The 20,490-nt window shown below is 60.2% G+C and carries 15 protein-coding genes; 12 read left to right on the top strand and 3 right to left on the bottom strand.

Features of this window, described 5'->3' with window-relative positions; translation table 11 throughout:
• Positions 1–193 precede the first annotated feature (193 nt).
• Positions 194–793, top strand: coding sequence for a histidine kinase (locus HMPREF2944_RS08630; RefSeq protein ID WP_070682424.1), 600 nt, complete (start codon positions 194–196; stop codon positions 791–793).
• Positions 794–928: 135 nt separating this feature from the next.
• Here the strand turns inward: HMPREF2944_RS08630 and HMPREF2944_RS08625 are convergent, their stop codons facing one another.
• The gene (locus tag HMPREF2944_RS08625) at positions 929–1,162 is read right to left on the bottom strand and encodes a helix-turn-helix domain-containing protein (protein WP_049333339.1); all 234 of its coding nucleotides are present in this window, start codon (positions 1,160–1,162) and stop codon (positions 929–931) included.
• A gap of 360 nt (positions 1,163–1,522) precedes the next feature.
• Between HMPREF2944_RS08625 and HMPREF2944_RS08620 the strand changes: the two genes are divergently transcribed.
• The 3 genes from HMPREF2944_RS08620 to HMPREF2944_RS08610 all read left to right on the top strand — a co-directional run bounded on the left by HMPREF2944_RS08620 (position 1,523) and on the right by HMPREF2944_RS08610 (position 5,820).
• Positions 1,523–2,224, top strand: a complete 702-nt coding sequence (locus tag HMPREF2944_RS08620) for an SAF domain-containing protein (protein WP_070682421.1) — start codon at positions 1,523–1,525, stop codon at positions 2,222–2,224.
• Positions 2,221–3,867, top strand: coding sequence for a CpaE/TadZ family protein (locus HMPREF2944_RS08615; RefSeq protein WP_070682418.1), 1,647 nt, complete (start codon positions 2,221–2,223; stop codon positions 3,865–3,867). Before HMPREF2944_RS08620 ends, HMPREF2944_RS08615 begins: the two co-directional genes overlap by 4 nt.
• 378 nt (positions 3,868–4,245) lie before the next feature.
• Positions 4,246–5,820, top strand: coding sequence for a sensor histidine kinase (locus tag HMPREF2944_RS08610; RefSeq protein ID WP_070483824.1), 1,575 nt, complete (start codon positions 4,246–4,248; stop codon positions 5,818–5,820).
• A gap of 146 nt (positions 5,821–5,966) precedes the next feature.
• Here the strand turns inward: HMPREF2944_RS08610 and HMPREF2944_RS08605 are convergent, their stop codons facing one another.
• A complete protein-coding gene (locus HMPREF2944_RS08605) occupies positions 5,967–6,215 on the bottom strand; it encodes a WhiB family transcriptional regulator (protein WP_004005030.1) in 249 nt (82 codons plus the stop codon).
• A gap of 496 nt (positions 6,216–6,711) precedes the next feature.
• On the opposite strand from HMPREF2944_RS08605, the gene HMPREF2944_RS08600 reads away from it, so the two are divergent.
• Positions 6,712–7,155 carry a hypothetical protein gene (locus HMPREF2944_RS08600; protein ID WP_049333329.1) on the top strand — a complete coding sequence of 148 codons (444 nt, stop codon included), beginning with the start codon at positions 6,712–6,714 and terminating at the stop codon, positions 7,153–7,155.
• A gap of 18 nt (positions 7,156–7,173) precedes the next feature.
• Here HMPREF2944_RS08600 and HMPREF2944_RS08595 read toward each other — a convergent pair whose 3' ends face one another.
• The gene (locus tag HMPREF2944_RS08595; protein WP_246826300.1) at positions 7,174–10,911 is read right to left on the bottom strand and encodes an FtsK/SpoIIIE domain-containing protein; all 3,738 of its coding nucleotides are present in this window, start codon (positions 10,909–10,911) and stop codon (positions 7,174–7,176) included.
• Between the two features lie 1,212 nt (positions 10,912–12,123).
• Between HMPREF2944_RS08595 and glf the strand changes: the two genes are divergently transcribed.
• From glf to HMPREF2944_RS08560, 7 genes are all read left to right on the top strand, one after another.
• Complete coding sequence (gene glf / locus HMPREF2944_RS08590; RefSeq protein WP_049333325.1) at positions 12,124–13,311, top strand: UDP-galactopyranose mutase; 1,188 nt, start codon at positions 12,124–12,126, stop codon at positions 13,309–13,311.
• Between the two features lie 2 nt (positions 13,312–13,313).
• Positions 13,314–15,320, top strand: a complete 2,007-nt coding sequence (locus tag HMPREF2944_RS08585; RefSeq protein WP_070682412.1) for a glycosyltransferase — start codon at positions 13,314–13,316, stop codon at positions 15,318–15,320.
• Positions 15,317–16,198, top strand: a complete 882-nt coding sequence (locus HMPREF2944_RS08580) for an ABC transporter permease (protein ID WP_049333323.1) — start codon at positions 15,317–15,319, stop codon at positions 16,196–16,198. Before HMPREF2944_RS08585 ends, HMPREF2944_RS08580 begins: the two co-directional genes overlap by 4 nt.
• Before the next feature lie 4 nt (positions 16,199–16,202).
• Positions 16,203–16,976 (top strand): ABC transporter ATP-binding protein, encoded by a 774-nt coding sequence (locus HMPREF2944_RS08575; RefSeq protein ID WP_005505398.1) that lies wholly within the window; start codon positions 16,203–16,205, stop codon positions 16,974–16,976.
• Positions 16,977–17,443: 467 nt separating this feature from the next.
• Positions 17,444–18,706: a TadA family conjugal transfer-associated ATPase gene (locus HMPREF2944_RS08570; protein ID WP_049333322.1), complete on the top strand. Its 1,263-nt coding sequence runs from the start codon at positions 17,444–17,446 to the stop codon at positions 18,704–18,706.
• Positions 18,706–19,560 carry a type II secretion system F family protein gene (locus tag HMPREF2944_RS08565; protein WP_049344005.1) on the top strand — a complete coding sequence of 285 codons (855 nt, stop codon included), beginning with the start codon at positions 18,706–18,708 and terminating at the stop codon, positions 19,558–19,560. Before HMPREF2944_RS08570 ends, HMPREF2944_RS08565 begins: the two co-directional genes overlap by 1 nt.
• Complete coding sequence (locus HMPREF2944_RS08560) at positions 19,557–20,489, top strand: type II secretion system F family protein (RefSeq protein WP_070682410.1); 933 nt, start codon at positions 19,557–19,559, stop codon at positions 20,487–20,489. The genes HMPREF2944_RS08565 and HMPREF2944_RS08560 overlap by 4 nt, the downstream gene beginning before the upstream one ends.
• The last annotated feature ends 1 nt before the right edge of the window (position 20,490 follow it).

Here is a 20,490-nt window from a genome sequence, read left to right as displayed (position 1 = left end):
GTACGTTTGGTAACCCTGTTTGTACTCTATTTATACCCCATGCTCCTATCTAGATGTAGCAAAATGCATTAAAACACATGAAAATTTTAGTTTTTTTGCTTTATTGAGGGATATTGGGGGTAGTTTTTTGTCACATCGTGTCATTAGAGTCTGTTTTGACCCGAGAGTCCCGAGTGTCCGGTAGGGTCAAATCATGAGCATGGAAAAATTCCTTCGAGATATAGAAGCCCGACTGGCCTCCGAGCGAGCCTGGGAGCTCGAACAGGACGCCCGCCAGGTTGCGCGCGTGCAATACTCCACCATCACCCTCGATGATCGACTCCTGGCCCAAAAAGGTGGCCCCGTCCGGGTCTGCGCGACAGATATGCAGGTCTATGAGGGGAACCTCGATATGGTGGGGGAGGAATGGATTAACCTTGAATCCCACGGTGAGAGCATCCTCATTCCCCTGCGGGGCATGCTCTGGTGGGAGGGCGGTCGGGCGCCCGGCCGTGCAGAAATCCGCCCAGGAAGGTATCGCATGAAGCTGCAGCTCGCCCTGCGAGCGTTGGGCGTGGCGCGCGAACCGGTCCGCCTCTCCCTTGAGGGTGGAACCGTCAGCTACGACGGGGTGATCGAGCGAGTAGGGGCAGATTTTTTGGAGCTCCGTCTTCTCAATGGGGGACAGTATCCTCGCATCTACGAGCGGGGATCCTATTCGCGCGGGCCCCGTGAGGTGCGGGCGCCCGGCGCGGGTGTCAGAATTATTCCGCTGGCGCGTATAAGCGCCGTTATTGCACGTATTTCACGGTAGCTTTGCGGCGACCCTGAATGATTCTGAAAGATAAAAATAGTCGTCCGGAGAATAGAACAAGGGCCCGTTCCCTCATGAAAGGGGACGGGCCCTTGCAGACACCTGGCAGAGCGTCTTGGGTAAAACTATGTTGTATTACTCGGCCTTCGCCTTGGCAGTCAGCTTACCGGAAGCAATAGCCTCCAGGGTCTGCTCGTGACGCTCGGTAATGTACTCCTCGAAACGAGAACGTTCGATGCGCCACTGATTGCGGCCGCCAATCTGGATTGCGGGCAACTCGCCGCTACGCACCAGAGCACGCACCTGCGAAAGCGAAACCTGCAGTTCCTCAGCGACATCGCTCAGGGTGAGGAAACGAGGTGCAGACATGAATCTATCCTTTCCATATGTGGAATCTTGGGCCCCAGTGTCACGGAATCGCGACACTACATTGAGAGTTCTCATCGAACATCTACTGAGTACCTTCAGTATATGACACTGGGGTAAAAATTGCTCGCAAAAGCCTTATACTGCCCGAAATATTATCGAATCGTGTCTGAAAATGAGGGTAGGTTTGCGAGCATTTCATAAAATGCGTTCTTGTTGAGTGAATACACTAAATGAAATATCCTGTTAGGGTTAGTCTCTATAGCGCTTATAGGAATATCTAACAACTCACTCGCTCATCGGTTAGTTGAATACAACGGTTCGGCAGCCCGCCGAACTTCCGTACCGAAAGGCACAACCCACATGCGTACACGACAGAACGCGACGAAGCGTTCTACCCTCACCGAACCGCACGCCAAACGCCTCAAAAGGCCCACCATTAAAGACTGGAGATTCATTCTGGGGATTCTCCTGGTCCTCGTCTCTATGACGGGCGTCCAGCTCTACGTGCAGGCGAACAACCACAAAACCGAGTACTACACCGCCAAGACAGAAATCCGCATGGGTGAGAAAATTACCGACGATAAGCTCGCCCGGGTGGAAGCCAATATTGACGCTGCCAGCGATAAGTACTTCACCCGAGCCGATACAGCCCTAATGCAGGGAAAAATTGCAACGCAGCGCATACCCGCCGGAAACCTCATCAGTAGGGAAGCTATCGGCACCGAAACCCCCTCCGGGCGTCGGCTCGCCACCATCACCATCGATCGAACCGCAGCGGCCACGCTAAAGACGGGGGAACGCGTAGATGTGTGGACCTCCGGGCCCCGTAACCAGGACACCAAACGACAGGAACCCGCCGAGAGCAACCCGTCTGGCGCCCACGCCATCGTGACCAACGCCGAGATTGCCTCCATCACGGTAGACGAGGGCGTGCTGGGCGCGAACGGTAAAGCCACCGTGCAATTGTGGGTGAAGGAAGAAGCCGTCGCGGCGCTCGTACAGGAGAGCAATAGCGACTCGAAACTCAGCCTCATTCCCGGAACCTACGGGGAGGGCGAATGAATATCCCGGTCATCCTCTACGGCGATGACGGCACGCTCCTGAACGGTATCGAAACTCAGCACGGGCGCATCTCGGTCGCCCGTACTGTTCAGGACTTCAGCGAGGCTCTCGGCATGGCCCACACCGGCATCGCCAGGGCACTACTCTGCGCTCGCGTTCCCTCAGAGTTGAGTGCCTCCACCGTTGACTCTCTCGCCCAATCCGAGGTTCTGCTCGCCGTCATCGCGCCCGAGAACCTGCCGCTACCGGCCGAGGCCCACCGCATCCGCACCGAGGCTGTGCTGGAAGAAATCCTTGGCTCCATCGAACGGGCCGTGGATGCGGCCTTGGCTCGGCCTCGCGGTGCGTACGGTGTGCAGCACACGGCATCCGGCACGCTGCCCGGAAACACCCTGACGATGGACCCCTCCGGGTACGGTTACGACGCGGCGGGCCAGAACGCGGTGGGCTACGGCTACGATATCGGGACCAGACACGCCAACTACTCCTTGCCGGGCCTCTCAGCCGGGGCGTACGGTTACGACCCCGCATACGGGGCTCAGTCTCCCGAATTTCCCGCGGATTCCTACGGCCGCAATACCCCCGAGGGGGCCGTGCCTTACTCATTCGACCCCGTGGCGCAGAACCCCGAGGCGCCGGCAATCCCGGGCGACGAAGAATCCGTGCTGACCCGGGCTGCCGCCATCGTTGATGGGTTCGCACCCGGTAGCGAATACGCCCGCCGATTCGAGGAAGAAAACGGCGACAGCCAGCCCCTGCATCCGGACATCACCCCGACCCCCGAAGCCCCGGCCCGTTACCAGCCCGGGCACCGCATCGGCAAGATTCTGACCGTTTGGGGCACCCACGGCGCACCCGGCCGAAGCACCATCGCGTTCAACCTTGCGGCGCTGGCCGCGCAGAAGGGGCAGAGTGTATGCCTGATCGATGCGGATACCTACGCACCCAGCCTCGACGCGCTCATGGCATTGGAAGACGCAGGATCGGGCTTGGCCATTATCTGCTCGGACGCTGACCGCGCGCAGCTCGACGAGAAGAAGGCCGGAGCAATCATGGAACGGGTTCCGCTCAAGCAGGGATTCTTCGATTTTCTGAGCGGGATTACTTCATCCTCTCGCTGGCCGGAGGTGCGTGCCCGTGCCTTTAGCGAGGTGCTGGGCTGGCTCAAGCTCCACTACGATATCGTCATCTGCGATGTGGCCGCGCCCATCGAGGTGGACGAGGAACTCCCCTTTGACGGACCCGCGCCCCGCCGTAACGCCGCGACCCTCACCGCCCTGGCGGAGTCCGATCGAGTGATTGTCGTGGGGGAGGCTGACGTGGTGGGTCTGCCTCGCCTCATCAACCTGGCCCGCGAGGTGCAGGAGCGGTCGGACCTCATGGCTCCCGGCACGAGCGTGCAGTACTGGCTCAACCGTTCCCGGCGTGAGGCGGCGGGCTTCAACCCAGAGGCAAAGATGCGCGATAACTGGTCCCGCTACCTCTCCGTTCCCCTGGACGGGGTGATTCCATACGAGCGGAAGATCATGGATCGCCTGCGCCGTAACGGGGAGGCCCTCCTGGAGGTTGCGCCTCGACATGCGATGGTGCAGGCATTCGATGCGATGCTGGAGGGAATGTACGCGGTACGGCCCGTAGGCTGAGGCCCCTTCTAATACGGTCTTATTGCTTCTAGCATTGGTAGGTTTTGGCCCCAATAAATATACCCGGTGCCTCGCGACCGGTCGGCCCCGTTCGGGCGCACTGGACGCGATGCATCGGGTATATTTTGGTGGGGTACGTAGCGTGAGAACGATTCGCCCTGAGCAATGTAATATTCGGGGAAATTCTGAGACTTAGGAGCGTCTAACATCTCGCTCTTCTATCCGTTTCTTTAAGCGTGGAGCGCCGCAGCGCTGATTTCAGGCAATCTCTCAGACAAGCTCGTTACACTGACCGAAATATTACCGCCCGAAATAGACTCGGGCGGGCAACCGCATAAAATGGTTGAAGATACCTGAACTTACGGGAAGCACACAAACATGTCTTTTGCAGAAGGAATTCTGAGCGCCTGCGACTTCGGCCCTGGCGATATTGAACGCATTCACCTCATCATGGGGGAATGGCAGATTATCTCTGATATTGCCCAGAGCGACCTTGTCCTCTGGTTCCCCACCGACTACGTGGTTGCCGACGGCACCTCCCCGGATGCCGTTTCCGGTCCCCGCGAAACCAGTACCTTCGCAGCATTTGCACATGTGCGCCCCTCCAACGTCCGCACCCTCTTCCACCACGACATCATTGACCACGACATGGAAGACGGCATCCGCGACGAGGCCTACCGTGCCTGGACGACCCAGGAGATCAGCACCTACACCGACCCGGCCAGGGGAGAAGGCCTGGGATACCGCCCGGAGGTAAACATCACCTTCGTGCCGATTGTGCGCAATAACCGCACTATTGCCCTGCTCACCAGCCATCGCGTTGCCACTCTTCACACCTATCCCAGCCTGAGCGAAGAGGTCTACGAGTTCGTCACCGACACCATGCTGACCATGTTGCACAGCGGCCTGTGGCCCGACCCGCTGGCCCAGGGCAGCCGCACGCAGGGTAATCCTCGCGCGATTGACGGCATTATCGTGCTCGACCCGACCGGTCGCGTGGTCGTTGCTTCCCCCAATGCCAACTCGATGTACACCCGCATGGGCATGACCGGTTACCTTGAGAAGCGTAACCTGGCCGACGTGACCCGTGCGATGCTCTCCTCCGGCGAAGAAGCGGACGAGACCCTGCAGCTGGTCCTGGCCGGCCGTAGCGACCTGCGTACCGAGCTGACCATCGCCCGAGCCCGTGTGACGATGCGCGCCATCCCCCTGCTCAAGCAGAAGGGTGCGCACATCGAGCGCCTGGGCGCCCTGATTCTCTGCCGCGACGTCACCGAGTTGCGCCGTCGCGAGATGGAGCTCATGACCAAGGATGCAACCATCCGCGAGATTCACCACCGCGTGAAGAACAACCTGCAGACGGTGTCCGCTCTGCTGCGCTTGCAGTCCCGTCGCATGACCTCCGATGAGGCGCGTCAGGGCTTGGAACAGGCGATGCGTCGTGTCGCCACGATTGCCACCGTGCACGAGGCTCTCTCGCAGGGTCTGGCTCAGAACGTCGACTTTGACGAGCTTATCGAGCGTCAGTTCCACCTGGCCGCCGAGCTGGCCTCCCCCGGCCAGCACGTGACGACCAAGCTGCTGGGATCCTTTGGTGCCCTGCCGAGCCAGTTCGCGACCCCCTTGGCGCTGGTGATTAACGAGGTCGTCGCCAATGCCGTGGAGCACGGACTCGACGGAGAAACCGGAACCGTGACGCTCGAGGGTATTCGCGGCACCAATGACGAGGGTGAGGACACCCTGACCGTCATTATTACCGATGACGGCAAGGGCATGGGCGATAAGAAGATCGAGGAGTCCGGTCCGAACGCCTACCGCCCGGTCAGCGGTAAGGAAGGCCTGGGCATGCAGATTGTGCGCACCCTGGTGGCGAGCGAGCTCAACGGCTCAATCCGTTGGGAGGCTAACGAACCGACCGGTACTCGCGTGGTTATTACGGCGCTCCTCATCTAAAGCGAAGAGAAAACCCGGCCGCGGGACCTTGATTTTGGGGTTCCGCGGCCGGGTTTATCGTTGCCTCGGGTATAGCAAAAGCGTGGTGCAGTGACCGATAAGTCACTGCACCACGCTTTTTAATGCCCTATTGAATACTCCGGAAGTTAGGATGCACGGCGGGCACGAGCTGCGCGACGCTTCATGGCGCGACGCTCGTCTTCACTGGTGCCACCCCACACGCCGGAGTCCTGGCCGGTCTCGATGGCCCACTTCAGGCAGACGTCAATAACCTCGCAAGAGCGGCAGACGGTCTTAGCCTCTTCAATCTGCAACAGGGCGGGTCCGGTGTTTCCAACGGGGAAGAACAGCTCCGGGTCCTTGTCCAAACAAGCTGCACGACTACGCCAATCCACGGTGGACCTCCTTCTCTATGTGCAGTCCCGCCGAAGCGAGATGCTGTTTATTATTCCTGTGCGCGTGCCAAATAGGCCCACCGTTGGGGTGTGCGCCCCAAGTTAGGGTGAAATTTGACTTATCAACTTTCGCACGTCGGGGCTAATGTGACAAGTGCTTTAAGCTAAAAACTTGAAGTATTACACTGAGGCATCTATCACTAAGGGGAGCCTTTGTCTAATTGTCCGGTTGGAGAATCGCATGGTGACACAATCCCTCGCTGAGTCATCTCACAACCGGGGAGCCGCCCCGCAGGGGAGTGGCGCCTCGGGCATAATATAAAGCGGTACTTCACCCGACGAACCGCACCGATGACGAGGCGGCGAGCCCCTGCACAAATGCAGGCACCCCGCGCGCAAACAAGTGTGCGGGGGAAGTGCCCAGCCGCTAAACTACAAGCGCATCAGGCTGAATACCCCTCGGCCTGCCAACGACACCACCTGTGAGGAGCCCACCGTGACGTCACGCCCGTTCAACGTCCTCTACGCATTCGTTCTGACCGAAACCTTCGCGGCATACATTTTGATTCGCGGTATCCTCTACCCCTTCCTCCTTTCTAATGGCGAGCCCGCCCAGGGCGTGGTCGGCGGCGTACTTCAAGTGCTCATCGCCGCGGGCATGACCTTTTACGCCCTGCGTTTCTACCGCGGACGTTACGGCTCGCGCCTGCCCATGATCCTGATTACCCTCTGCGCCCTGTGGGTCACTGCAAGCACGCTAGTGCAGAGCGTGAGCGCCTACGGCGTAAGCATTAATGGATTCAACCCTCAGACCGTGGCTGGCGTTATCGGCGCGGCGGTAGCCTTCATCTTCGTCCTGATGCCCAGTAGCCGCCGCTACATCGAAGCCGTCACCGAGGAACGCGGTGAGGAAGCCAAGCGTATCGGCCGCCGTCGCTAGGCTATCTCCGGATTGTCTCTACGCAATGGGATGAGCGTCGAGGACCCTCGGTAGCGGAACCTGTATCGCTTCAACGGAGCTGCCGTCCACCGCTACCGCGCGCCCGGCCGGTTGCTCGCCTCGCGTGAAACGATCTGCCGGAAGCGCCGTAACGGTGCAGATATCGGCCTCCGCCAGGGTCGCGGGCGCGAGCAGAATCGCACGCGAGCATCCCATAAGCGCCGAAAGCAGCGGGGAGGAAGCCCGCCTCGGCCAGGGTGTGTAGGTCACGAAGACCGCGCGGAAGGCCCCGCGGCGCTCCAGCAGAACGTTCTGCACTCCGGCCGAAAGGTACTGCAAATCATCGACGAGTAGCAGAGTCTGGGCGGGATGCTTCACATCGCTCAGCAGGGAACGTACCATTTCCTCCGTGAACGGCCTGGAACTATTGCCTCCCTCGATGCAGAGCGCCTCCAGATGCGGGTTGAGCTGGCGGACGCTCTCGAGCAGCGTGCTCTTACCCGTCGACCGGGCACCCGGAACGGGAATGATGCTTCCCCGCCCGGCGCTCAGCCACCCGGGAAGACGGCGGCGGTTGAAACCCACGAGAAGCTGCTCACCCCGGGGGTTGCAGGTCTTTTGAGCTACGCGAATATACTCCTCCGCGGGCATGCGGAAATACTCCGGGAACTGGCGTAGCAGGGTGCCTGTCTGAGCGGATGCGCTCGCAGTTGAGCAGGCATACGCTTCAAAGTCTCGGAGGGGTAGCGTGCACGGTGCCAGCACCGAGGCGGTAAGCGGCTGATCCCCGATAAACCCCTCGTTGATGCTCCCCTCGACACAGTAGTGACCCTGGGACGGGACCGGGTAGTCGCGGCTGGCTGAACGCATCAGGTCGGTATCGAGGAAGCGACGGCTCAGCAGAGTGGAGTGCGCGACCGTGCCGAAGCGTCCCCTCGGGCTCAGTGCAGAGGTGAACAGCACCGAGTAGCCGCGCCGGTAGCCTTGCGAGAGTACATCGTAGAGTAGATTCTCGGTATCGGGATGGCGGATGAGCGCATCCAGCCATCCGTCCAAGCCGTCCACGATGATGAGCGGGCGGTGTCCCTCACTTTCGGCGTGCAGGCGCTGTTCTCTCAGCTCCTCAAGGCAGAAACGCAGATGCTGGAGTTCTTGCGGCCCCACGAGCACCTCAAGGAACGGAGAATAGGGCTCCAAGTCCCGCTGGAGGGAGCCATCGGAGGTCAGTAGAACCACCGGGATTTTGGCGGATATCGCCTGGGCGAGCAGGCCCAGAAGAAACGGTATACGTTCCGCGCTCTGCGCCAGAAGCCCCAGCGTTTGTCCGCCGTTCCACCTGTACCGGCCACGAACACCGTAGCGGGCAATCTCCAGTTCTCCCAGCAGATACCCGTTCCCTCGCTCCGTCTCCTCGGCCGGAAATGACAGGGGCAGAGATTCGGGAAGCTCCTCGGGGATGGGGCAGTACTCTTCCTGCTCACCCTTGCGGGGCTCGGTGCCGGGAGCACCGTGCAGATATGAGGCGCCGTGAGACCCCGCTATGGCGCGGAAGGTTTCTCTAATAGACCGGGTGAGGCACTCATCCTCTCCGTAGCCTTCCCTCGGCGATTCCTCCGTAACGTTGATGCACCTCCAACCTTCGGGCTCGAGCGAGAAGACTTTCAGGGGAATCGCCTGCACCTCGGAGGGAACTCGGTCCGTGAGAGGAGCGCGGAACGAGAGGGAACGTCCATCCGGCAGACGAACGTACCCGGCCCCGGGCTGAGCAGCCGAGATATAGGCGGCCGCTTCGTGCTCCAACAGGTTGTAGGAATCTTGTGCGCTGGCCACGCGCAGGCAGATACTCGTGGCGATATTGGCGCGGATATCCTGTGAAATCGTGCCCTGGGGACGCTGCGTAGCAAGAATCAGGTGCAGCCCCAGGGAGCGGCCAATCGTTGCGATGCGCATGAGCTCCGTCATCGCATCGGGCATGGAATCAATCAGCATGCGGAACTCATCAACGACGATGAGCAGCTCGGGGTAACGGGGGAGTACACCTTGCGCCCGGCAACCCGCCAAATAGTCGCGGTAAGAATTAACCCCGGCAGCCTGTAGATTGGTTTCCCTTCGACGGACGTCTGCCCTCAAGAACTCTAGGGCGCGCTCAACCGCGGAAACATCGAAATTGCTCAAGATGCTCAGAGTATGGGGCAGCTCGGCGAGGGGGCCCAGGCCCGCGGAACCCTTAAAATCCACCAGAATCAACCCGAGACGCTCGGGCGGGTAGGCTAGGGCGGCGCTCAGCACCAGGGAACGTAGCAGCTGGGATTTGCCGGCACCGGTGGTGCCGCCAAGCAGCCAATGGGGCCCGTGTTCCGACAGGCCGAGCGAAAACGAGCCCGCCTGCGAAACTCCCAGGTAGCAGCGGATGTCTTCGGCGTAAAGCCCCTTCGACCACCGTTCCTTAAGCCTCTCGGCAGATAGGTCAACCCCGCCTTCGCCCCTGCCATTTTTCGCCTCCGATAGGGAGGAGAACCGATGCGCAGATTGGTGCACCTGCGCGTCGCTGATCTTGCCCGTCCTCGGCCCCTCCTCAACTAGATAGAGGTGGTCTAGAGCTCGGATAAATGCCTCGACGCCCAGCCCATCGGCGTGCAGGCATAGGTCATCGAGGAGGAGGGGGTGCACCTGTAGTACTCCTTCGCTGGGCTGCTCCGGAGGCTTCGAGTAGTGCCGTGCCGCATAGCGGATGGAATGACGGTGGCTACCCTCGCTGACGCACTCGAGCCACCCCGCGGCGAAGAGAGACTCGCAGACGGTACGACCGGATGACGATCGCGTACCATCCTTCGGATCGGCGATGATGCACAGAGCCACCGATGCGCCCCTCGGCTCTTTGGGAGCCCGCGAGCCATTCCGTGTTGCGGCTTCGACGGCCGCCGCCTCAGCCTGGAGCGTGCGCACGAGCGGAGCGTAAATATCGCACGCGTCCTCCGACATAATCAACAGGGGAGGGGTCTGCGCGGAAAGTTCGTCGTGCAGGGCATCGTGAAGAGCCTGCCTTTCCTCGGGGGCGGTCTCGGAGCGCTGAGAGTACACGCTAACCCGGGGCACCACGGCGAGAGTTTGCAGGAGCGCGTTGATTCGCTCCTGTTCGGCGCTCGCAGGAGGGCCGAGCAGGATTGAGATACTTCCCGGATAACCGGCGACCAGCTGAACGAGATAGGCGCGCAGGTGCCCCTCGTCGAGCGAAAGAAGGTGCCCGAGCGCACCGGCGGGTAAGGGAACGTAGTGGGGTGCCCTCTGGAGCCTGGGTAGTGAGGCGAGCGTAAGGTTACGTCCACGCAGGTAGGGCAGCCGAGGGCCGCATCCGAGCACGATGCCGGGGTGAGCGGGGAACGCGAGAAGGGCGGGGGAGGTTGCGGCGAACGCCAGATCCGCGACGGTGGGTAGATTCAAGGCCCGTTGCTCCTCTCGTTCGGCCGCCGTGCGGGTCATTGCGCGGCCCGCACGGTTTTCGGCTCGGCTTCCAAAGAAGTGCAGGAGCATGAGCAGGGAAGAGGCCGCCGACATGAGAAGCAGAAACCACAGCCCGGTCAGCAGCGCAATGGCCAGGCCCACGAGAATCGGCAGGCAAACGCTGAGTAGAATCTGCTTGAGCTTTCGAGGCTGGGCCGGGTTGACCGTGACGGGTTCAAACGGATTGCCGTCGGGGGAGTCTGCTAGGGAACCCTGAAACTTGTCGGCACCGCCCTTGGAAACGGAAGACGCCACACGGTTGGAAGGAATCGGGCCTGAAACGCCGGGGTCTCGAAGAACGCAAAGGGACGATCCCAGAAGGAAGGGCTCGTCCCAGACAACCGGCCGTGCCCCATCGTCCCGAGTTCTCCGGATTTTACGCGCTGGAGTATTCACCGGGCGCCACAGCACACCCGAGCTATCGGCGCGGAAGGTTCCGTGAACCCCTCGTAGGAAGGGGTCTCGCAGATGCACGTGCCCGGCTTTTCCTCGTCGTCCGCGCGGGGACCTGCCCAGCGTGGTGTCCCCGCGGAGAATCGGGAAGGACTTGCCGGCGTCCGGGCCGCGCAGAACGCAGAGAAGGCTGATGGCCCGCCCACTGTTGCCCGCACCGGTGGTATTTTCCTCTTCTCTGGAGCGTTCGCCCCGTGTAGGCAGGCTCAGATGCTTCTTACCGCTTGCGATTTGTTCTTGTAGAGCGGCGGCCAAATCGTGCTCCAGGCGTTTTTCTGCCCGGGCCAGCGTCATGCTTTCGGCCCTACCCGGTTCACCTTCGACCCGCACGACGCGAGGGTAGGGGCGTTCTGCGGAGGTTTTGGCGCAGTCAAGAAAATAGAGAGTCATGCCTATAGGTAAACCCATAGTGAACTAATGCTCAATATATGCCATTTAAGATGACATAAATATTCGAATAATGCGTTTTTGTTATCTAAATATCTTAAATTCTGTGGATACTGCATATTTGCTCGAAAGGCTACCCGGGGTGATTTTCGCGATCGACCCCGGTGCGCGGCTTGTGCGCATACGGTCGGCTTGTGCGCATACGGTCGGTGGGCGCGCGCCGTTCCATGAATGGTCTCTTCTGGGTAGTGAGCTTGTCTGCCCCTCAAGTGAATATTTACGCGTAAATAATTTCCCGCCCTGTTTCGCGCAGCTTCCGAAGTTCTTATTCTGAAGGGCAAATAAAAATCTTCAGATGCGTGCTAATCCCGTTCATGTCAATCCGGAACCCAACGACCAATAGCGCAAAAACTAGTTCCCAAAAGTACCGAAAATCATGTCATAAGTATGCGGACCAGTTGATAAGCGGGTATCTTAGAGTATGACTATATCCATCGTGGGAGGGGCAAGGTGTGCCCCGCCCACGCGGATCGTGCCCTCCCCGAACCAGCGGGGAAATGCCCGGTCTGGAAGGCGAAAACCAGCCCCGATAGGGGCCGGGGCGCCGTGATAATACAGGAGAAAACATTGACTGCTGACCTCGTAGTTGTCGGATCGGGCCTCTTCGGCCTGACCATCGCAGAACAGGCCGCCACCGAGCTGGGCCTGAAAGTCGCTCTGCTGGACCGTCGCTCCCACATTGGCGGTAACGCATACAGCGAGAAGGAGAAGCAGACTGGCATTGAGGTGCACCGCTACGGCGCTCACCTGTTCCACACCTCCAACGAGCGCGTGTGGGAGTATGTGAACCGCTTCACCGACTTCACGAACTATGTGCACCGCGTGTACACCCGCCACAACGGCATCGTGTACCCCATGCCGATTAACCTCGGTACCATCAACCAGTTCTTCAACGCCGCCTACTCGCCGGCAGAGGCAAAGGCGCTGATTGCTGAGCAGGCTGGCGAGCTGGCTGGTACCGACCCGCAGAACCTCAACGATAAGGGCATCTCCCTGATTGGTCGCCCCCTGTACGAGGCCTTCATCAAGCACTACACCGCAAAGCAGTGGCAGACCCCGCCGGAGGAGCTGCCCGCATCCATCATTTCCCGTCTGCCGGTGCGTTACACCTACGACAACCGCTACTTCAACGATAAGTACGAGGGCCTGCCGGTCGACGGCTACGCCGCTTGGCTGGAGCGCATGGCCGCACACCCGAACATCGAGGTTCACCTGAACACCGATTTCTTCGAGCCCGGCCACGAGTACTCCCGCGAGAACGTACTCGGCCAGATTCCCGTGGTTTACACCGGCCCGGTGGACCGCTACTTCGACTACGCCGAGGGCGATCTGTCTTGGCGCACCATCGACCTGGAAGAAGAAGTTCTGCCGATCGAGGACTTCCAGGGCTGCTCCGTGATGAACTACCCCGATGCTGACGTCCCCTTCACTCGTATCCACGAGTTCCGTCACTTCCACCCGGAGCGTGACTACACCAAGGACGCAACCGTCATTATGCGTGAGTTCTCCCGCTTCGCTAACAAGGGTGACGAGCCCTACTACCCGGTGAACACTGCCGTGGATCGCGAGAAGCTGCTGGCTTACCGCGACCTGGCTAAGGGTGAGGATAACGTGCTGTTCGGTGGCCGCCTGGGTACCTACAAGTACCTGGACATGCACATGGCCATCGCCTCGGCACTGTCGATGTTTGACAACAAGATCCGCCCGCACTTCACCGACGGTGCCAAGATCGAATCCGGTGGTGTGGACGCATAGTTATGGCTACTCAGACTTTGAAGACTCTGCAGCGGGTCATTTTCCCGAGCGCGGTTGAGACCGACGTCGTGCCCCTCTACGTGGATGCGGGCGTTGCAACCGGCGTTCAGCTGCCCACCCGTATCGACGGCGACGCCTCGACCTCCATCGCGGAGGCGATGAACACCTCCGGTCAGTCTGTATCGAACGCTAGCGCGAACCGTGATGCCGCGAACAGCCTGAACAGCCGCCGCTCCATCACCGTGAGCGCGGGCCAGAGCCTGTCGTTCGGTACCTATTTCAACGCCTTCCCCGCTTCGTACTGGCGCCGCTGGACCGACCTGAAGAAGGTCACCCTGAGCGTTCAGACCCGTGGCGAGGGCATGGTCATTGTGTACAAGTCCAATGGCCGTGGCGTGATCCAGCGTGTGGACGCCAAGCTGCTCTCCGGCGAGGAGACCACCACCTTCACGATGCCCCTGGCACCCTTCGGTGACGGTGGCTGGTACTGGTTCGACCTGTCAGGCACCACCGACCTCGAGCTGATCGAGGCAAATTGGCTGGGCGATATCGAGCCCCGCGCCGACGTGAAGGCCGGCCAGGCAACCGTGCAGATTACCACCATGAACAAGGTGGAGTACTGCATCAACAACATTCGTGCGCTGGGCGAGAGCCCCGAGATTTTCGATGCCGTGCACGAGTTCCTGATTGTCGACCAGGGCACCCAGAAGGTTCAGGACCACGAGGACTTCGAAGAGGTCGTCAAGCCTCTGGCGGGCAAGTTCCGCATCATTAATCAGGGCAACCTGGGCGGTTCCGGTGGCTTCTCGCGCGGCATGTTCGAGGCCGTGAACAACGGCTCCGACTACGTGCTGCTGCTGGATGACGACGTTATCGTTGAGCCCGAGTCGATTCTGCGCATGGTGACCTTCGCAAACTACTGCAAGGAGCCCACCATCGTGGGCGCGCACATGTTTGACATGTTCGACCGCTCGGTCCTGCACGCGTTCGGTGAGGTCGTGGATCCGTGGCGTAACTTCTACGCTAAGCCGCACGAAGACATGGCGATGGGCCACAACCTGGGCCACCACAACCTGCGTAACACCCCGTGGCTGCACCGCCGCGTGGATGTGGACTACAACGGCTGGTGGATGTGCCTCATCCCGACCGCGGTCATCAAGGAGATTGGCCTGTCCCTGCCGCTGTTCCTGAAGTGGGACGACGCCGAGTACGGCCTGCGCGCTAAGGCCGCGGGCTTCGCGACCGTGTCCTTCCCCGGCGCCGGCGTGTGGCACGTGTCCTGGACCGATAAGGACGATTCCGTCGGCTGGCAGGCTTACTACCACGAGCGTAACCGTCTCATCACGGCCCTGTTGCACTCTCCCTTCGACAAGGGTGGCCGCGTGCTGCTGGATTCGCTGTTCCTTGACGTCAAGCACACCCTGTCGATGCAGTACTACACCGAGGCCGGCCGTCTGCTGGCTCTCGAGGACCTGCTGTCGGGCCCCGATCACCTGCACCCCTCGCTCTCGAAGCGTCTGCCGGTGATTCGCGCGATGGCTAAGGAGTACCCGGAGTCTCAGGTGAAGCCGAACGTGGATGACTTCCCGGCTATCCAGTCGAAGAAGCCGCCGTTCCGCGGTCGCCGCTCCTTCGCATCCCCCGGCTACAAGAAGCTTGCTTCGTGGACCGCGAAGACCGTGGGTCGCCAGCTCTTCAAGCCCGTGAGCGAAGAAGCGAAGGCGCATCCGCAGATTCAGCTGAACTACGGTGAAACCAACTGGTGGACCCTGTCGAAGTTCGACTCGGCTCTGGCCACGAACGCTGAGGGTACCGGTCTCTTCTGGTACCGTCGTGACCCCGAGCAGCTGAAGTCGAAGCTGATTCACGCCGCGAAGTTGCACGCTCAGCTGGTGACCGGCTGGGAGAAGCTGCGCGACCTGTACCGTTCGAAGGCCGCAGAGGTTGCCTCCTACGATGCGTGGGCTAAGACCTTTGCTGAGCATACGGATTCTGAGCTGACCCGATGAGCGATTTGAAGTCTGTTCCCCTGAAGGCGCCCGGTCGCGGCCGCGGCATTCTGGATGCGATGAAGAATCGCTACCTGCTTCGACTGCTGGTCGATAAGGAAATCCAGGTCCGCTACCGCGGCTCGGTGCTGGGTATTTTGTGGTCGTACATTAAGCCGGGCGTGCAGTTCCTGGTGTTCTACATTGCCATGGGTCTTTTCCTTGGCCTGGAACGCGGTATGCACAACTATGCGGTGTACCTATTCTCGGGCATGATTGCTATTAACTTCTTCTCGGAGGGGTTCGGCAATGGTGCTCGCGCCATGGTGGTTAACAGCGCTCTGATTCGCAAGATTTACCTGCCGCGTGAGCTATTCTCGCTGTCGACGGTGTGGGTGGCTCTGGTGCATTTTGTGCCGCAGATTGTGGTCATGCTCCTGGCGTGTTTTGCGGTGGGTTGGCATCCGTCCGCGTTGGCTTTCGGGTCGATTCTGGCGGGCATGCTCATCGTGATGCTGCTGTCCTATGGTCTGGGTCTGATTTTCGGTGTGGCTAACGTGTTCTTCCGAGATTCGGAGAACATTGTGGACATGCTGCTGATGGTGGCTACCTGGTTCTCGCCGGTGCTGTACTCCTGGACCATGGTGCGTGACACTCTCTACCCGTGGGTGTTCAACGTGTTCATGATTAACCCGCTGACCGTTGCGGTGGAGCTGTTCCACTATGGCTTCTGGCATCCGACGCTCCGTCCTGAGGATTTGGCGCTTCCTGCTTCGCAGGTGGTTCCGCATCTCTTCAGCTTCTGGACTCCGATTGCCATTGGTATTTCTCTGCTGACCGTTTTGATTGGTGATTTGCTCTTCCGTAAGTTTGAGGGCAACTTCGCCCAGGAGCTCTGATTCTGTGGATATTAAGAAGCTTGAGTTCCCGCCGGTGAGCCCGGACGCTCCCGTGGTGATTCACGTGGAGAATTTGGTGAAGCGCTTCGTTCTGCGCCACACCCGTTCGATGAAGGAAGCTTTTGTGTGGCTGATTAAGGGCCGCAAGGGTGATCTTTCGGAGAAATTCAATGCGCTCAACGGCGTGAGCCTGGATATTCGTCAGGGTGAGCGTGTGGCTCTTCTGGGTCTGAACGGCTCGGGTAAGTCCACGTTGCTGAAGATGATTTCTGGCGTGATGCGCGCCGACGAGGGTGAGGTTCTGACTCGCGGCAATATTGCGGGTCTGATTGAGGTGGGCGCTGGTTTCCACCCGGATCTGACCGGCCGCGATAACGTGTACCTCAACGGCGCGATTTTGGGTATGACCAAGGATGAGATTGAGGCTTCCTTCGATTCGATTGTGGATTTCGCTGAGATTCACGACTTTATCGATACCGAGGTGAAGTTCTACTCTTCGGGTATGTACCTGCGTCTGGCCTTCTCGGTTGCGGTTCATACGAACCCGGATATCTTCCTGGTGGATGAGATTCTTGCGGTGGGCGATGAGCCGTTCCAGAAGAAGTGTATTGCGAAGATTCAGGAGCTGTGCTCTGCCGGTAAGACTCTTGCCGTGGTGAGCCATGACCTGGATTTGGTTTCTAAGATTTGTGACCGCGGCGTGGTGCTGGAGCACGGTAACCTGCGTTTTGACGGTCCGATTAAGGAAGCTGTGAAGGTGATTCGTGGCGGCGACTAACCGCTAGATGTATCGCTTGTGATGGGGCGTGTATTCCCGTGAGGGGAGTGCACGCCCCTTTGCCGTGCCCTGTCACTGCGCTCTTTCGTTGCGGGGTTATCGGCCCGTGAGGGACAGCGCGGATGGTCCTGGCCAAATCCGCGGTGTGGATAAAGCACCAAATGTTACGCAGGTATTCGCGGTAGGAAGATGGGCTGGGTGCTAGATGCTGCAAGCTACCTCCCAAAGGCGGAGAAGAATACTTGCGGCGATTGACTAGGGCGTTTGTACTGATCCGGGTATTCCCCGCGTAGAAATGGCGCATATCACGATAGAAAATATCGAAAAACTACACCTGTAAATATTAAGTAGCGAAATATATAGTTTTGATAAATTTGATGCCTTGTGGCTAGGATGATGGAAGTAATAGGTTACAGTCGCAAAGTTGCATGTAACGCCACCACACACCGCAGCATCGGATTATTTCAATGGAGAACACCGTTCCGAATACCAAAATGGAACACCTGGCTCTACTTGAGGAGAACATTCGCAAGGCCATGCGCCGTCGCAACCTGGACCCTCGAGAGGACCGGGATGCCGTACGCGCGCTCATCGGTGAATGTTTGGACGAATATGAGCAGAAGCGCACCCGCGTCTCCCTGCCCGATGTGGGGGAGCGGAGCGTCGTCATCCAGCGGCTCCACGATGAAATCTGCGGTTTCGGGGTCATCCAGCCCTTCCTCGATGATGAGAGCGTTGAGGAGATCTGGATTAACTCGCCCGATGAAATCTTCATCGCGCGCAACGGCGAAAGCGAGCTTACCGGCCTGCATCTGAGCCCCCGGGCCATCAACAGCCTGCTGGAGCGCATGCTCAAGCCCTCGGGCCGTCGCCTGGACCTTTCCTCTCCCTTCGTGGATGCCTCCCTGCCGGATGGCTCCCGACTGCACGCGGTAATCCCGGATATCACCCGCAGGCACACGAGCATCAACATCCGTAAGTTTGTGGTGCGGGCCCGCCGCCTGCCCGATCTGGTCCGCATGAACTCCCTGAGCGCCGGTGCCGCCTCACTACTGCACGCTGCGGTGGAGAGCGGCATGAATATCCTCGTCTCGGGTGCAACCCAGTCGGGCAAGACCACAATGCTCAATTGCCTCTCTGCCTCGATTCCGCCGCGGGAACGCGTGGTCACCTGCGAAGAGATTTTTGAGCTATCCGTGCCGCTGCGAGATGTGGTGGGCATGCAATGCCGTCAGCCGAACCTTGAGGGTACCGGTGCCATTGAGCTGCGCCGCCTGGTCAAGGAGGCCCTGCGTATGCGCCCGGACCGCATCCTCATTGGCGAGGTACGCGAGGCAGAATCTCTGGACATGCTGATTGCGCTCAACGCGGGTCTGCCCGGCATGTGCACGATTCACGCGAACTCGGCACGCGACGCCGTGACAAAGATTTGCACCCTGCCGCTACTGGCGGGCGAGAATATCTCCTCCTCATTCGTGGTGCCCACCGTGGCCTCGTGCTTTGACATCGTGGTTCACTGCGGCCGCGATACCCGCGGGCAGCGCCGGGTCGAGGAGATTAGCATGCTCGGCGGTCGTGTCGAGGACGGGGTGATTGAGATGTCGCCGCTATTTGTGCGACGTGATGGGCGCATGGTCTGCGTGGCCCTGGAACTGCCGAACGCCGAACGCTGGGTACGTGCGGGACATCGTCCCGAACAGGTGCTGGCCCTCGCGAAAGCGGGGCAGTGATGCCGCTTTTCCTCAGCCTAATTCTGGGCATCGGCGTGTGCCTGGTGTACCTCTCCTGTTTTCCGGAGGGGCAGAAACCGGTCCGCGAGGCCGCCGACCCCGCGCTGGTCGTGGCGTTGCGCAAGGCCGGGATGCACACGCTGACCCCTCGAACCTTCACCTGGGTGAGCCTTGCGAGCGCCGTCGCCCTGTCCCTGCTGCTTCTGCTGGTTAGCCAGTTGGTGGCCCTGGGCGTGCTCGGGTTTATCGCCGGGCTGGTGGCCCCTCGCGTGGTGGTGAATCATCGCGCCCGTGCCGCGGATGCACGCATCTGGCAGCTGTGGCCGGATGCCGTCGACCACCTGCGTTCGGCGATTCGTGCGGGCCTCTCCCTGCCGGAGGCACTGATTCAGCTCTCCTACCGCGGCCCGGAGGAACTTCGCGGGGCCTTCGCCCATTTCTCGCGTGACTATCGCGCCTCGGGCGAGTTCGTGCCCTCGCTGAACCGTCTGAAGGAATACCTCTCGGACCCGGTTGCGGACACCATCATCGAGGCTCTCAAAATTGCTCGCGAGGTGGGAGGCTCTGACCTGGGCAAGCTGCTGGGCACGCTCAGCGATTTTCTGCGCGATAATGCCCGCACCCGCTCAGAGCTTCTGGCCCGCCAATCCTGGACAGTGAATGCGGCCCGGCTCTCGTGCGTGGCCCCCTGGTTCGTGCTCTGCCTGATGGCTACGCAGCCGGCGGCGCGCATGGTGTACAACTCCTTTGCCGGGGCCGTGCTCATGATGGCCGGGGCGACGGTTTCGCTGGCAGCCTATCGTCTGATGCTTCGCATCGGTGAGCTTCCGCGCGAACGGAGGGTCTTCGGATGAACCTTCCCATTGTGTTTGCCCTGTTGCTGGCGGCCGGCCTGGGCCTGATTCTTTCGTCGGTTCTGAATACTCGAAGCGTTTCCTTCGCCGATCGCGTGGCATCGCAGCTTCGCGGTGAGACCCTGCGTGAGTCTCTGCTGAGGGAGCAGGAGCGTCGCGAACCCAGCCTGATGGAGGCCCTCTCGGCCTTCTGCGCGCCGCTACTACGCTCGCTTTCCGCGACACTGAACGGCTCCTCGTTGAGCGACAGCTCTGTACTGGAGCGTCTGCGCCGGGCGGGGTCTTCCCAGAGCCTGAGCGCATTCCGCGCCGAGCAGCTGCTCTGGAGCCTGGCCGGCGTTACCGTTATGAGCGCGCTGACGGTGGTAGGCGTGCTGCAGGAGCGTTTCTCACTCCCGGTGGCGGTTGCGCTGGTGCTGGTGAGCGGTTTGAGCGGCTTTCTGGCACGTGACTGGTGGCTGGGTGAGGCGGTGACTAAGCGTGAGAAGCAGTTGGTTGCTGAGTTCCCGGCGCTGGCGGAGATGATGGCGCTGTCGGTGACGGCGGGCGAGTCGGCGCTGGCGGCTTTGGAGCGTATCTGTTTGACCTCTCGCGGTGAGTTGGCTCGTGAGTTTTCTGAGATTTTGGCGCAGACCCGCACCGGCGTTTCGCTGCTGAGCGCGCTGCAGGAGTTTGCGGAGCGTACTCGCGTTCCGGCGTTGAGCCGCTTCGTTGAGGGTATTGCTGTTGCGATTGAGCGCGGTACCCCTCTGGCTGATGTGTTGCGTGCGCAGGCTCAGGATGTGCGCGATAACGCTAAACGTGAGCTGATGGAAACAGCCGGTAAGAAGGAGATTGCGATGCTCGCCCCTGTGGTGTTTTTTATCCTGCCGCTGACCGTAATTTTTGCGGTCTTCCCGGGCTTGTCGCTCATGCGTTTGAACTTTTAGA

The sequence above is a fragment of the Rothia sp. HMSC072E10 genome, assembly GCF_001813965.1.
Classification (GTDB): domain Bacteria; phylum Actinomycetota; class Actinomycetes; order Actinomycetales; family Micrococcaceae; genus Rothia; species Rothia mucilaginosa_A.
The sequence above is the reverse complement of the archived record's forward strand: the minus strand, read 5'-3'. Positions and strand labels throughout refer to the sequence as shown.